Here is a 13446-nt window from a genome sequence, read left to right on the forward strand (position 1 = left end):
TCAGCCCCGCACTCGGGGGTCGATCAGGGCGTGTGCGGCGTCCACCAGCAGGTTGATGCCGACGAAGGCGGCGCCGACGATCAGCACGCCGCCCTGGATGAGCGGCAGGTCGCGGGCGGTGAGCGCGTCGTAGAGCAGGCGGCCCAGGCCGGGCCAGGCGAACAGGGTCTCCACGAAGACCACTCCCTCCAGCAGGTAGGCCAGTTGCAGGCCGCCGATGGTCAGCAGCGCGGGCGAGGCGTTGTGCGCGCAGTGCCGCAGCACGGCGGCCCGGCCGAGGCCGCGGGCGCGCAGGCCGTCGGCGAGGTCGCCGTCCAGGACGGCGGAGAGCGCGGCGCGGTGGACGCGGGCGGTGAGGCCGAGCGGGACGAGGGCGGCGGCGGTCGCGGGCAGCAGCAGGTGGCGCAGCAGGTCGCCGGACCCGCCGCCGGAACCGAACGCGTCGTGGGTGCCGCCGGCCGGGAGCAGTTGCCAGTGGACGGCGAACACAGCGATCAGCAGCAGCGCCACCGAGTACTGCGGGGCGGAGACGGCGAGCGTGGACGCCGCACTGCACAGGCGTCCCCACCAACCGCGCGGGCGCAGCGCGCCGAGCGTGCCGAGCAGGACGCCGCCGGCCAGGACGAGGGCGAACGCGGCGGCGGTGAGGGTGAGGGTCTCGCCGAGGGCGGGCAGCAGCAGGGCGGTGACGGGGCGTTGGGCGGAGGTCGAGGTGCCGAGGTCGCCGGTGAGGGCGTGGCCGAGCCAGTCGAGGTAGCGGACGGGCAGGGGCCGGTCGAGGCCGATCCGTTCCGCCAGGGCCTGCCGGGCCTCGGCGGGAGCGCCGGGGCCGAGGAACGCGGTGACGGGGTCGCCGGGGACGAGCGCGACGGTGGCGAACACGACGGCGCTCACCCCCAGCAGGGTGGGCACGGCGAGCAGCAGGCGGCGCAGCAGGAAGCCGGTCACGAGGTGCTCGGGTCGGCGGGGACGGTGGCGGGCATCGGCGGGGCAGGTCCTTCGGTTCGGCGACGGGCGGGGGCACCAGGTGTGCGCGGTGCTCACGGCGCGGCCCGTCGGGTGTGTCCAGGCCGAGCGTCGTGGACGGTGCGTGGGGGCAGCCAGCCAGGCGTTCATGCTGATACCGCTGGTCATAGGAACGGCGGCACGGGGTACCGCGCTGCGGCCGACGGCCTGGCGGCGAACTTTCCTTGACCGGCCGTCACCTGCATCCATACGATTTCCGGTATGGCATATCGGCGGACCGACTTCACCCTCTGGGGAATCGGCGGCTCGTGGCACCGCAGGTGCTTCGACGAGACCTGTCGTCCCGGCGCGGTGCGCCGCCCCCGGGCCTGACCGGCCCCGGCGTCCGCCCGTCCTCCGCCGGGATCCCTGCCGCGCGCCGTCGTCCGGCCGCCGCCGATCCCCACCTCCCGTGCCGGGCCCCGTGCCCCGGCCCGCCGCCTTCGAGGGGACCTCCGCCATGCACCCGTACCCCGTCACGCCCTCCCGCCGCCGGGAGGTCCCGTGCCCGCGCTGACCCGCGGCGCCGCCCGCACCCTGCGCCCGCCCACCCGGCGCGGCACCCGGTCGCTGGACGCCCTGCACACCGAGATCGACAACCCGCTCGACCTGCTGGCGGGCCATCAACTGCTCTCCGACGCCGCCCGCCCCGCCCCCGAGCCCGCCTGCACCTGCGGCCACCCGCTGTGCCCGGCCGGCGCCCACCGGACGGCCGCGACCCGGATCTTCCTGATCGAACGCCACCCGGTGGTCAGCGCCGGGCTGCGAAGCGTCCTCGCGCCCGACCCGGACCTCGCGGTGGTCGGCTCCGCGACCGACCCCGCGCACGCGCTGGCCGCCGTCCACCGGGCCCGCCCCGATCTCGTCCTGCTCGGACGCGGATCCGGTCTGGACGCCGACCTCGCCGCCGTCGCCGCGCTGCGCCGGCCCGAGGGCGCGCCCGGCGCCCGCGTGCTGCTGCTGCGCCGCGCCGAGACCACCACCGAGGCGAGCCGCATCCTGCTGGCCGGCGGCAGCGGCTGCTTCCCGCTCGACCTGCCGCCCGACCGCATCCTCGACGCCGTCCACCTCGCCGCCGCCGGCGCGACCCTCTTCCTCCCCGCCCCCACGCCGCTGCGCCCGCACCCCGCGCCCGCCGAACGTCCCCTCGACCAGGTCGGCCTGACCGACCGCGAACGCCAGGTCCTCACCCACCTCGCCCTCGGCCTCAGCAACGCCGAGATCGCCCGCCGCCTGACCCTCGCCGAAGCCACCGTCAAGAAGCACCTCACCCACGCCATGCGAAAAACCGGCCAGTCCGACCGCCTCCGCGCCGCGCTCTACGCCGTCCGCCACGGCCTCACGGGCTGAGCCCAGGCGGCGAACGCTGCCGCAGCACGGTCGAGTTGACCGACCGGGGCGCCGGCCCGGGCAGGCCCTGCCGGGCACGGCGCCGCCGGAGCCGCCACGGCGGCCGGCAACCCGTCGTGGTGACCCGGCCGGTGGCTGCGAGCACCCTCGGGTGCGCCGACCCGACGAACTGGTGAACGTGGACGACCCGGCCCGGCCCGAGTTGCGGGAGGCCCTCCCGGCCGCGCCGTCGATCCGGGTGCTGCCCGCCGCCGGAGCCGGAGGCCCACCGCTGTCTGCTCCAGCTCCAGGTCACCGCGCGCTCCACCCTCGGCGCGCTGACCCTGCACACCGGCGGCCTGCTGCTGGACGACGGCCGGCTCCGGGTGTTCGGCGGTGGACCGGCGGGCCTGGGCCGGGTCAACCGGTTCCCGACCACGTTCGATCCCGGTCGGCACCCGGGGACCGGCCTGGTCCTCGCCCACGACGTCCTCGGCGGCGTCTTCGCCCTGAACGGCCACGGCCCGGCCGCCAGCCGCCCCGGCGCCCCCGGCCAGGTGACGCACTTCGCCCCGGACTCGCTGGCGTGGGAGGCCCTGGACGTGGGCCACTCGGCGTGGACCTCCTGGCTGCTGTCCGGGCAGTGGACGTCGTCCTACGACGGCCTGCGGTGGCCTGGTTGGCGCGAGGAGACCGCCGCGCCGGCGGCCGACCAGGGGATCGCGATGTACCCCCTTCCTCTGGTCGGAGCAGGCCCGCCGGGATGTCGCGGCCACCAGCCGGCGGCCCGTCTCGATGCGTGAACTCCTCGGCACCGCCGGAGACTTCGCACAGCAGTCGGGCCTGCCGGACCCCGGCTTCCTCGGGGACGTGTAGCAGCGCCAGCGAAACGGGCTGCCGGCGACCTAGGTGTTCTGTCCTGTGAGGTTGGGGACGCGGCTGGCGGGTGGTTTGCCTGCGAGTGCGGTGTGTCCGCGGTGGTGATTGTAGGTGTGGAGCCAGGCGGGGTAGGCGTCTCGGCGTTCTTGTTCGGTGCGGTAGGGCCGTGCGTAGGCCCATTCGTCGAGCAGGGTGCGGTTGAAGCGTTCGACCTTGCCGTTGCTCTGGGGCCGGTAGGGGCGGGTGCGCTTGTGGGTGATGCCGGCCCGGGTCAGCGTGTCGCGCCAGTGGTGGGACTTGTAGCAGGCGCCGTTGTCGGTCAGCACGCGTCGGACGGTGATCCCGGCCCGGGCGAAGAACGCGTTCGCCCGGGTCCAGAACGCGGTGGCGGTCTCCTTGCGTTCGTCGGACAGGATCTCGCTGTAGGCGAGGCGGGAGTGGTCGTCGACGGCGTTGTGCAAGTAGCTGTAGCCGGCGCCGGAGCGGGTCCTGCGGCCGGCCTCGCGGCCGATGGCGCGGTGTCCTCCGCCGTCGGGGATGTTGCCGAGTTTCTTGATGTCGACGTGGACCAGCTCGCCGGGCGCGCGGTGCTCGTAGCGGCGTATCACCCGGCCGGTGGCGCGGTCGAGGTGGGCGAGGCGGGCGAGCCGGTAGCGGGTCAGGACGCGGTGCACGGTGGCCGGGTTGAGGTTCAGCAGGTAGGCGATGCGGGCGGGTCCCCAGCGGCGCAGGACGCGGACTTTGACGATCCGTCGTTCGGTTCGGGTCGGGGTCCGGCGCGGGCTGCGGTGCGGGCGCGAGGAGCGGTCTTCCATACCGGCCTCACCGAGCGCGCGGTAGCGGTCGGCCCAGCGCTTGGCGGTGGTCGGTGAGACCTGGAAGCGTTCGGCGGCCCGTCGTAGCGGCCAGCCGTCCTCGACCACGCAGCGGGCCAGGCGCAGGCGTCCGGTCTCGGTCAGGGGTGCGTTACGGTGTGGCATGAGGGCCTTTCTGGTCGCCGGTGCAGATGTCGCAATCCACACCAGGCCAGAAGGCCCTCACTCGTTTCAAGACCACCCGACCGTGAACCCTGTCACCAACCTCCATGGTCAGTACACCTAGGGTTCGATCTCCCCCGCGAAGACGATGATCTGGTCGATGAGGCTCCGCCGCAGATGGACGACGTCCGTTCCCGCCAGGCGGGGACCTCCGTCGGGCGTGGTGAAGGCCCACTGGTACCGGGCCCACTCGTCGGGCATGTCCACCGCCGAGCAGCGCGCCATCGTGCCGGTCCCCGCCGGGTGGTGCCGGATGTCCAGCACGAACCGCTCGACCGCCGCGATTCCTTCGCTGCGACCCAACGGCCCCCAGAAGACCACGTCCGAGGTCAGGGCCTGGGAGAGCAGGGCCGTCACATAGCTGTCGTCCGAGGCGTTGAACGCGGAGATGAACGTGTCGATCGCGGAGCGTGCAATCTCTTCCTGCATGTCCTAGTAATACCAGCCGTTCCGCGTGCGCTCGTCCCGCGAGCCGCCTTCCGGTCACGGTGAGCCGTCCCGGTCGCAGCACCGGCCACCCGGAGCACGCGGACGCCAACGGGTTTCCCGGCTACTGCGCCCGGGTGCCGGTCGCGGCCCGCGGGCGGGTGGCGCGGGCCGTGCACGCGGCTGCGGTGGTGAGGGCGACGGCCGTGCAGAGGGCGGCGGCGGCGAGCAGCTCGGGCCAGGCGACCGCGGTGGACGGGTCGGTCAACAGGCGGGTCAGGGCGGCGTGTTGGGTCACGGCGGTGAGGGCGGTGGCGGCCGCGGCGAGCAGGGTCCCGGCCAGGACGGCGATCGCCGCCTCGGCGGCCACCACCGCGACGATCTGGCGGCGGACCGCGCCCGCGAGACCCAGCAGGGCGAACTCGCGGCGGCGTCCGGCCACGGCCATCGCCAGGGTGCCGGAAACCGAGATCAGCGCGTACGCCAGTGCGATGCCGAGGACCACCACGGCCGCGTTGTCGGCCTGTTCGGCGGCCTTCGCGTGTTCAGCCGCCAACACGGCCTGCCGGGTGGTCAATTGCGCACCCGTTCCCGCCAACGCCCGCTCGACCGACGGGCGTTGGGAATCGTCCAGCCCGTCCAGGTACAGCGAGGTCGGCGGCGCCGCGCCGATCAGCGACGCGGACAGGTACGCGTCGTCGCCGCCGAGCCCCCGCGCCACCACCGCCGCGACCACCACCGGAACGCGCGTGCCCGTCGGCAGCAGGGCGACCAGGTGGTCGCCCACGGCGATGCCGTCGGACTCGGCCGCGTGCTCGTCGATCACCAGGAAGTCCGCGGGCAGTTCGGCCGCCGATCCGGCCCGCACCGGCGGCGTGAACGTGCGGCCGAACGCCGCTGCGGGCACCGCCTGCACCCGCAGCGAGTCGAGCTGTTCGCCGTCCGCCGTGCCGATCTTGACGTTTAGCGAGGTCACGGGCGTGACCCGGACGCCGGGCACGGCGGCCAGCCGTTCGGCCGGCCCGGCCGCGCCGGGCGCCGGCAGCACCACGTCCGTCGCCCGCACCTCCTGGCGCTGACGGGCCGACGCGGCGGCGTCCGCGGAGTGCTGCACCGTCAGCAGGGTGCCGACCAGCCCGACCGCGAGCACCACCGGGGCCACCGTCGCGGCGGTGCGCCGCCGTTCGGTCAGCACGCTCTCGCGCACCAGCGTCGGACCGGCCTTCGCGGAGCGCCGCAGCGGCCAGGTCAGCACCCGCACCAACGGCGGCAGCAGCACCGGCGCGAGCAGCGCGAACGCGCCGACGTACAGCACCGGAACGGCTTGGTACTTGCGGACGTTGGCCGCCAGGTACGGCTCGGTCCGGGCGACGACGACGCCGGCGACGACCGCACCGATCAGCAGCGCGCCGCCCAGCAGCAGCCGCACCGGCACCCGGCCGCGCCGCTCCACCGCGCTCTCCCGCAGCGCCTCGGCGGGGCGGATCACCGACACCCGGACCAGCGTCGCCGCCGAGCCCGCCAACGCCGCCACCACTCCGAGCAGGAACGCGACCAGCAGCGGCAACAGGCGGAACGGCACGGTGAACCAGGACGGCGCGACGCCGTGGTGCAGCATCCAGCCGCGCAGCGGAGCGACCGCGAGCGGAGCGAGCGCGCAGCCGAGCAGCGCGGCGGCCGTCCCGATCAGCGCGGCCTCGCCGAGCACCAGCCGCCGCACCTGCCGGGGCGCGGCCCCGACCAGTCGCAGCAGGGCGAGTTCGCGGCGGCGCTGCTCGGTGGCGAACGCGAAGGTCGCGACGACCACGAACACGGCCACACAGACGGCGAGTCCGGTGGTACTGCCCGCCATCGCCTGGGCGTTGGCCAGCGCCTGCGCGCCGCCGGTGTCGTCGGGGTCGATCCGGGTCCGGCCCGGCCCGGCCAGCACGACGGCGCGCTCGCCGACCACGGACCGCAGTCGATCGGAAGTCAGGTTGCTCACCAGCGCGTTGACGCCCGGGGACAGGCGCTGCGCCTCGGCGTCGGTGAAGAACGCGGCCCGCTCGAACCAGCGGCCCTCGGTGACGCCGACCACCCGGTAGCGTCCGGCGCCGGTCTCGACCTGACGCCCGATCAGCTGCGCGTCCGTGCCCGTCAGCACGGTCTCGTCGGAGGCCTGCGGCGGACGTCCGGCGCGCAGCCGGTAGCCGGCGAACGCGGCCGACGACCACCCGTGGCCGGTGGCGTCGCCGTCGAGGCGGAGCGGGAAACTGCGGTCGGGCGCGGCGCCGGCCTCGACCAACTGCGCGACCAGGTCCGGCGGGAGGACCGCCGGGGCCTTCATCGGGTGGTCCGCGAAGCCGGCCGGGGCGACGACCGTCCCCGCGTCCCGGAAGCGCTGCGGGCCGGGGTGGGGGGTGCCGAAGGTGGCGGTCAGGACCAGCGCCATGGCGCCGATCATCGTGACGCCGAGCGCGAGCGCGACGAAGGCGCCGAGGAAGCTCGTCCAGCGCTGCCGCAAGGTGGCTGCCGCGAGGCTCAACACGCGTACTCCCCGGACTCGTTGGGCTCCAGCGCGGCCATCCGCAGCGCGACCGCCTCCGCCGTCGGATCGGGCAGCTCGCCGACCACCCTGCCGTCCGCGAGGAACAGCACCCGCTGCGCGTACGAGGCCGCCACCGGGTCGTGCGTCACCATGACCACCGTCCGGCCGTGGCGCTCCACCACCTCCCGCAGCAACGCCAGCACCGCCCGCGCCGAACGCGAATCCAGGGCGCCCGTCGGCTCGTCCGCGAGGATCACCTTCGGCCCGACGGCCAGCGCCCGGGCGATCGCCACCCGCTGCTGCTGCCCGCCCGACAGCTCGGCGGGCCGATGCCCGCCGCGCTCGGCGAGCCCGACCTCGGCCAACCGCCGGTCGATCTCCGCCGGATCGATCCGCCGCCCGGCCAGCCGCAGCGGCAGCTCGACGTTCTGGCGGGCCGTCAGCACCGGCACCAGATTGAACGACTGGAACACGAATCCCAGCCGCTCCCGGCGCAGTTCGGTCAGCTCCCGCTCCGACATCCGATGGACGCGCTGCCCGTCGAGCAGCACCTCGCCCTCGTCCACCGGCTCCAGCCCCGCCGCGCACAGCAGCAACGTCGACTTCCCCGACCCGGACGGCCCCATCACCGCCGTGAAGCTCCCTGCCGCGAACGCCGCGTCCACCCCGTCCAGCGCCCGCACCACGCCCTGCCCCCGCCGATACGCCCGCCGCACCCCGGCCATCCGCACCACGTGCTCCCCCGCCACACCCTCGCTCATCACCGCCCAGACGCTAGGCCCCCGCCCGCCCCCCGCACCTCCGGACGCCCCCTGATCCGGACCCTGAACTGTCCCTGACCTGCCGCCCGACGACTACGGTCATCACCACGGCCGACTCCCACCCCCCACGAGGTCGTCGCCCGGCCGCGCACCGCCGCCGGGGTCCTGCTCTTCGACCCCGAGGGCCGACTCCTCCTGGTGAAGCCCACCTGCAAGGACGGCTGGGAGGTCTGCCCGTCGTCGGGGCCGCACCCCGGCCCGGTGACGTGGCCGGGGTCTGCCCGTGCAGTGGTCGGGCCGTGAACTCCTCGGCTGGACGGCCCGGTTCAGCCTCGCCGACGAGGTCGGGGACTCGCTGCGCCGGCGCGGGGTCCGCGACGGCGTGCTCGGCGTGGACTGAACCGCCCGCCTCGGCCCGATGCGTCCGGCGTCCGTCACGGGAGGGGCCGCGCACACACGTCAGATGAACGGCTGATCGGGTGGACGGCCGCAGGTGGCGGGAGTGTCGCGACCGGTTGGCAGGCCAGGTACCCCAGGCTCGTCCCCAAACAAGGAGGCGATGACCGTGATCCCCGTACGCCGATCCAGCGTTCTCACCCGCACCGCGCTGGCGGCAGCCGCCCTGATGGCCGCCGCCACGGCATGCAGCAGCAGCGGCAAGTCCCCCGCTGCGACGAACAGCCCGACGGGTGGCGCGACCGGCGGGCCGGCGGGGACCGTCACGGTGACCGAGAAGGAGTACTCCCTCGCCTTCTCCGAGATGCAGCTGACGCCCGGCAGCCACACGTTCGTCGCCCACAACGCCGGGACGACGGACCACGCGCTGGCCATCTCGGGCCCCGGCGTCGCCACCATGCAGACCTCGCCCATCCCGCCGGGCGGCGACGCACAGTTCACCGTCACGCTCCAGCAGGGCAGTTACGAGCTGTGGTGTCCGATCGACGACCACAAGGCGCTCGGCATGGACGCCCACGTCCAGGTCGGTGCGGGCGGGACGGGGTCGCCCGCACCGACCGGCGGGGCCACCGGCGCCACGCCGCCCGGCAATGGCTACTGACACCCGGCACTCCGACACCGAGCGGCCGCTGCTGCGCCGGGCGCTCCAGTTGGTCACGGCGGCGGCGCTGGCGGTGAGTGCCGCGATCCACGCCGACCTCGCCCCCGGCTACGACGCGATCGGCGCGCACCTCACCCAGGGCACGCTGTTCCGGCTCGAAGCGGCCGTCGCCGCCCTCGCCGCGCTCCTCGTGCTGGTGGCCGGCCACCGGCGGGCCGTGTGGATGTTCGCCGCGCTGGTGTCCGCCTCCGCCCTCGGCGTCCTGCTCCTGTACCGCTACGTGGACGTGGGCGCCATCGGCCCGCTGCCGAACATGTACGAACCCGCCTGGTTCCCCGAGAAGACCACGACCGCGATCGCCGAGGCCGTCGCCACCGTCACCGCGATCGCGGGGTTCCTCACCACCCGGCGTCCCCACTGAGCGCCGGCGGGCACGACGCCGTGGCCCCGGCGCCCCGGCGAGGCGCCTACTTTCCGAGGCGGGACGCGTTCGCGGCGCGGCGGGCGAAGACCTCGGCCTGGCGGTCGGTCATCTCGCGGAGGGCGGACTTGCGGGCGCGGGACGGGAGGCGGTCGAGGTAGAGGCGGCCGTGGAGGTGGTCGGTCTCGTGCTGGAGACAGCGGGCGAAGTAGCCGTGGCCCTCGATGGTGAGGGGGCGGCCGTGGAGGTCGAAGCCGTGGGCGACGGCGTGGTCGGGGCGGGCGAGCTCGCGGTGGGGGCCGGGGACGGAGAGGCAGCCCTCGGGTTCTTCGAGCAGGCGGCGGTGGGTGGCGGGGAGGTCTTCGAGGACGGGGTTGGCCAGGTGGCCGACGTGGCGGACGCCCCAGTCGTCGGTGATGTCCCAGATGAAGAGCTGGAGGTCGACGTCGACCTGGTTGGCGGCCAGACCGGCGCCGTCGGCGATGTGGTTGGTGGCGAACATGTCGTCGATCAGACGGGCGAGTTCGGGGGTGCCGAACTCGGTGACGGGGCGGCAGCGGCGGTGCAGGACCGGCTCGCCGACGACGGTGATCCGGCGGACCGCGCCGCGCTCGGTCTCGGGGGCGAGCGCCGGGTAGGCGTCGACGGGTTCGCCCTGGACGCGGACCCGGCGGTCCTGCGGGGTGTCGGCCATGAGGGGTCTTGCCTGCCTCTACTCGGTGGTGTGACGGCTTGTCATCTGCTTTGCAAAGTAGCACGCTTTGCAAAGTGACCGATGAGATCCGCGAGACCGAACGGGCGCTGCCGCCCGGTGTCCGCCGCCCGCTGCCCGACCACCCCGTCCGGATCGCCCTGCTGGACCTGCTGGCCGAGGCCGGCACCGTGACGTCGACCGGGGCCGCCGCGCGGCTCGGGCTCAGCTCGGGCCTGTGCTCGTTCCACCTGCGGCAGTTGGCCCGCTACGGGCTGGTCGAGGAGGTCCCGCAGGGTGGCCGCGCCCGCCCGTGGCGGCTGCGCTGGGAGACCGAGGACACCCCCGCGCCGCACCCCGTCCACCCGACCGGAGCGACCGACGCCGCCGAAGCGCCCGAAGCGGCCGCCGAGCCGTTCACCGCCGTGCTCCACCTGACGCCCGCCGAGGCCGGCGAACTCCAGCAGAACGTAAGGGCGTTGATGGCGCGGTACGTCGGCCGCAAGGACCGTCCGCGCGGCGCGCGGCCGTACGCCGCGGCCGCCCGGATCGTCCCGCTGCTGCCCGGCTGAGCGGCGCCCCGCAGGCGACGAAGGTCGCCCCGGGGGGATCCGTTCGGGGCTTCTGGGGCCCGGTGGGTGCTGCCTAGCGTGGCTGGCAGGACGTAGCCGTGCGGGTCGGAGGGAGAGCACCGATGGGCGTCGCACCCGAGGGCAGAACCGGGCCGGACGGGCCGGCGGGGCGCCAGGTCGCGCTGCTGCCAATCAAGTCGGCGGCAGAACAGGAGGGTTGGCGTTCGCCGTACCGGTCGATGCCGGATGCCGAGCGCTCCGCGCTCTGGCGGCGGCGCCTGCACGAGGCGGAGGCCGGGCTGACCAGGTACCTGGTGAGTCTGGGCGACCAGCCGCAACTCGCGGAGTGGTTCGCGTTGCAGGGCGAGATCTTCGCCGACCTGCCGGACGGGGCCGCGCCGTCCGCGCAGTGGCAGCGGCTGTTCTTCCGCGGGCAGGCGCTGATGGAGCGCTTCCTGGTGCGGCACTACGGCGAGCAGGTGCTCGCGGCGTGGGCGGCGTCCAACGCCGAGGTGCACCGCACCGTCGAGCCGGACCACGGGCGGGGCGCGGCGGACCCGATCCACCGGATCGCCCGGCAGGCCGAACTGTACGGCTCCGACTACGAGTTCGACGATGCGCAACCGCCCGGCCCGCGGCACGCCGCGCTGACCATCACGCACTGCGCGATCTGGGACTACCGCGAGCAGGCTCGCCGCAGCGGGGTGACGATCACCCTCGCCTCGCCGTGCACGTACTGCACGCACGCGCTGTCCGCGAACATCCGCGCCAAGGGCTTCCGCCCGGCGCACCGCCTGCTCTCCGGTCCGACCGGCCACGGTTGCCACTGGGAGGCGAGCGCCGAAGAAGAGGCCGACGAGACGACGGGGGCGCCCTGATGTGCGGAGTGACCGGCTGGCTGGACTGGGCGGAGGATCTGCGGCTGCGCGCCGAGACGGTCCGCCGGATGACAGAGACCCTGCTGTGCCGGGGCCCGGACGCCGACGGGGTGTGGCTGTCGCGGCACGCCGCGCTGGGCCACACCCGGCTGGCGGTGATCGACCTGGACGGCGGGCTGCAGCCGTTCGCGGACGGCGAGCCCGCCCGGGCGGTGCTCGCGTACAACGGCGAGCTCTACAACCACCGTGAGCTGCGGGCCGAGTTGGAGACGCACGGGCACGTGTTCCGGACCCGTTCCGACACCGAGGTGATCCTCCGCGCGCACCTGCAGTGGGGTCACCGGGCGCCGGCCCGGTTCAACGGCATCTTCGGGTACGCGCTGTGGGACGCCCTCAACGAGGAACTCCTGCTGGTGCGCGACCACTTGGGAATCAAGCCGCTCTACTGGCACCGGCACGCGAACGGCGTGCTGTTCGGCTCCGAGCCGAAGGCGGTGCTCGCGAACCCGTTGCTGCGGGCCGAGTTGGACGCGGCCGGCATCGCGGAGCTGTTCGCACTGCCGGCCGCGCCGAGCACCGGGCACGGCCTGTTCCGCGGGCTGCACGAAGTCCGGCCCGGGCACCTGGTGCTGGCGAGCCGCCATGCGGTGCGTGAAATCCCGTACTGGCGACTGGAGTCGGCCTCGCACCCGGACGACGAACCGACCACCCGGGCCACCGTGCGGGCGCTGCTCGCGGACGCGGTGGAGCGGCAACTGGTCAGCGACGTCCCGCTGTGCACGCTGCTGTCCGGCGGCGTGGACTCCTCCGCGATCACCGCGCTGGCCGCGGCCGCCCGGGAGCGGGGCGGCCAAGGCAAGATCACCAGCTTCTCGGTGGACTTCCCCGGCAGCGCCGACCGCGCCCCCGACGCCTGGCGCACCGGCCGGGACGCCCCGTTCGTGCAGGCCGCCGCCGCCCACATCGGCACCGTGCACACCAGCGTGCTGATCCCCGACGACGACCTGCTGGACGCCCGCGACGCCGTGCTGCGGGCCCGCGACCGCCCCGGCTGGGGCGAGATGGACGCCTCGCTGCACCTGCTGTTCCGCGAGGTGCGCCGCCGCTCCACGGTCGCGCTGTCCGGCGAGGCCGCGGACGAAGTGTTCGGCGGCTACCCGTACTTCCACGACGCGGCGGCGCTCGCCTCCGGCACCTTCCCGTGGCTGCACGGGCGCACCACCCCGGCCGCGCTGCTGCGCCCGGAGGTGCGCGCCGAGGTCCGGCCGGCGGAGTACACCGAGGCCGCGTACCGCAGCAGTCTCGCCTCGGTGCCGCGGCTGGACGGGGAGGACCCGGCGGCGGCGAAGGTGCGGGAGACCTTCCACCTGGCGCTGACCCGCTGGCTGCCGCCGCTGCTGGACCGGGTGGACCGGGTGTCGATGTCGGTCGGCCTGGAGGTCCGGGTGCCGTTCTGCGACCACCGGCTGGTGGAGTACCTGTGGAACGTGCCGTGGGAGCTGAAGTCACCCGGCGGCCGGGCCAAGGGGCTGCTGCGGGACGCGGTGCGCGACCTGCTGCCGCCGCAGGTGACGGACCGTCCGAAGTCCGGCTACCCGTCCACCCCGGCGGTGCGCTACACCGAGGTGCTGACCGCCCGCGCCCACGAGCTGCTGGCCGACCCGGCCGCGCCGGTGTTCGACCTGGTGGACCGGGACCTGGTGCGCCGCCACCTCGCCGAGGGCCGTCCACTGCCCAGCCCGCGCACCGCGCCGAACCCGGTCGGCGGCCTGGACCACCTGGTGCAGGTCGACGAGTGGCTGCGGGCCTACCAGGTGGGTCTGCGGTGAGCGCGCCGGCCCGCGAGACCCAACGGGAAACCGC

The 13446-nt window shown here is 74.8% G+C and carries 13 protein-coding genes; 7 read left to right on the forward strand and 6 right to left on the reverse strand.

The features are described from left to right. A complete protein-coding gene (locus ACI1MP_RS07860) occupies window positions 1-948 on the reverse strand; it encodes an ABC transporter permease (protein ID WP_404868141.1) in 948 nt (315 codons plus the stop codon). Window positions 949-1509: 561 nt separating this feature from the next. On the opposite strand from ACI1MP_RS07860, the gene ACI1MP_RS07865 reads away from it, so the two are divergent. Both ACI1MP_RS07865 and ACI1MP_RS07870 read left to right on the forward strand, forming a co-directional pair. Further along, the gene (locus ACI1MP_RS07865) at window positions 1510-2355 is read left to right on the forward strand and encodes a response regulator transcription factor (protein ID WP_157815557.1); all 846 of its coding nucleotides are present in this window, start codon (window positions 1510-1512) and stop codon (window positions 2353-2355) included. A 275-nt stretch (window positions 2356-2630) separates the two neighbouring features. After that, window positions 2631-3137, forward strand: a complete 507-nt coding sequence (locus ACI1MP_RS07870; protein WP_404870773.1) for a DUF2625 family protein — start codon at window positions 2631-2633, stop codon at window positions 3135-3137. A gap of 102 nt (window positions 3138-3239) precedes the next feature. Here ACI1MP_RS07870 and ACI1MP_RS07875 read toward each other — a convergent pair whose 3' ends face one another. From ACI1MP_RS07875 to ACI1MP_RS07890, 4 genes are all read right to left on the reverse strand, one after another. Beyond that, window positions 3240-4193 (reverse strand): IS481 family transposase, encoded by a 954-nt coding sequence (locus ACI1MP_RS07875; RefSeq protein WP_404868142.1) that lies wholly within the window; start codon window positions 4191-4193, stop codon window positions 3240-3242. Window positions 4194-4310: 117 nt separating this feature from the next. After that, the gene (locus tag ACI1MP_RS07880; RefSeq protein ID WP_387990767.1) at window positions 4311-4679 is read right to left on the reverse strand and encodes a nuclear transport factor 2 family protein; all 369 of its coding nucleotides are present in this window, start codon (window positions 4677-4679) and stop codon (window positions 4311-4313) included. A 121-nt stretch (window positions 4680-4800) separates the two neighbouring features. Then, entirely contained in the window at window positions 4801-7200 is a 2400-nt protein-coding gene (locus ACI1MP_RS07885; protein ID WP_404868143.1) for an FtsX-like permease family protein, read from the reverse strand. Then, entirely contained in the window at window positions 7197-7964 is a 768-nt protein-coding gene (locus ACI1MP_RS07890) for an ABC transporter ATP-binding protein (protein WP_404868144.1), read from the reverse strand. The genes ACI1MP_RS07885 and ACI1MP_RS07890 overlap by 4 nt, the downstream gene beginning before the upstream one ends. Before the next feature lie 559 nt (window positions 7965-8523). On the opposite strand from ACI1MP_RS07890, the gene ACI1MP_RS07895 reads away from it, so the two are divergent. Both ACI1MP_RS07895 and ACI1MP_RS07900 read left to right on the forward strand, forming a co-directional pair. Then, window positions 8524-9021, forward strand: a complete 498-nt coding sequence (locus tag ACI1MP_RS07895; protein WP_404868145.1) for a copper-binding protein — start codon at window positions 8524-8526, stop codon at window positions 9019-9021. Beyond that, window positions 9011-9442: a hypothetical protein gene (locus tag ACI1MP_RS07900; RefSeq protein WP_404868146.1), complete on the forward strand. Its 432-nt coding sequence runs from the start codon at window positions 9011-9013 to the stop codon at window positions 9440-9442. Before ACI1MP_RS07895 ends, ACI1MP_RS07900 begins: the two co-directional genes overlap by 11 nt. A 46-nt stretch (window positions 9443-9488) precedes the next feature. Here the strand turns inward: ACI1MP_RS07900 and def are convergent, their stop codons facing one another. Further along, window positions 9489-10136, reverse strand: a complete 648-nt coding sequence (gene def, locus ACI1MP_RS07905; protein ID WP_380336494.1) for a peptide deformylase — start codon at window positions 10134-10136, stop codon at window positions 9489-9491. A 74-nt stretch (window positions 10137-10210) separates the two neighbouring features. Here def and ACI1MP_RS07910 point away from each other — a divergent pair, with 74 nt between their 5' ends. The 3 genes from ACI1MP_RS07910 to asnB all read left to right on the forward strand — a co-directional run bounded on the left by ACI1MP_RS07910 (window position 10211) and on the right by asnB (window position 13412). Continuing rightward, entirely contained in the window at window positions 10211-10705 is a 495-nt protein-coding gene (locus tag ACI1MP_RS07910; RefSeq protein ID WP_404868147.1) for a winged helix-turn-helix domain-containing protein, read from the forward strand. Between the two features lie 122 nt (window positions 10706-10827). Beyond that, entirely contained in the window at window positions 10828-11583 is a 756-nt protein-coding gene (locus ACI1MP_RS07915) for a hypothetical protein (protein ID WP_380336489.1), read from the forward strand. Beyond that, a complete protein-coding gene (asnB, locus tag ACI1MP_RS07920; RefSeq protein WP_404868148.1) occupies window positions 11583-13412 on the forward strand; it encodes an asparagine synthase (glutamine-hydrolyzing) in 1830 nt (609 codons plus the stop codon). Before ACI1MP_RS07915 ends, asnB begins: the two co-directional genes overlap by 1 nt. Window positions 13413-13446: the final 34 nt, after the last annotated feature.

Origin of the sequence: Kitasatospora griseola (assembly GCF_044999035.1) — a bacterium.
Lineage (GTDB): Bacteria > Actinomycetota > Actinomycetes > Streptomycetales > Streptomycetaceae > Kitasatospora > Kitasatospora griseola.

Coding starts and splice junctions, on each gene's coding strand:
- ACI1MP_RS07875 (WP_404868142.1), bottom strand. CDS start 4,193: ATGCCACACCGTAACGCACCCCTGACCGAGACCGGACGCCTGCGCCTG.
- ACI1MP_RS07880 (WP_387990767.1), bottom strand. CDS start 4,679: ATGCAGGAAGAGATTGCACGCTCCGCGATCGACACGTTCATCTCCGCG.
- ACI1MP_RS07890 (WP_404868144.1), bottom strand. CDS start 7,964: ATGAGCGAGGGTGTGGCGGGGGAGCACGTGGTGCGGATGGCCGGGGTG.
- ACI1MP_RS07895 (WP_404868145.1), top strand. CDS start 8,524: ATGACCGTGATCCCCGTACGCCGATCCAGCGTTCTCACCCGCACCGCG.
- ACI1MP_RS07900 (WP_404868146.1), top strand. CDS start 9,011: ATGGCTACTGACACCCGGCACTCCGACACCGAGCGGCCGCTGCTGCGC.
- def (WP_380336494.1), bottom strand. CDS start 10,136: ATGGCCGACACCCCGCAGGACCGCCGGGTCCGCGTCCAGGGCGAACCC.
- ACI1MP_RS07915 (WP_380336489.1), top strand. CDS start 10,828: ATGGGCGTCGCACCCGAGGGCAGAACCGGGCCGGACGGGCCGGCGGGG.
- asnB (WP_404868148.1), top strand. CDS start 11,583: ATGTGCGGAGTGACCGGCTGGCTGGACTGGGCGGAGGATCTGCGGCTG.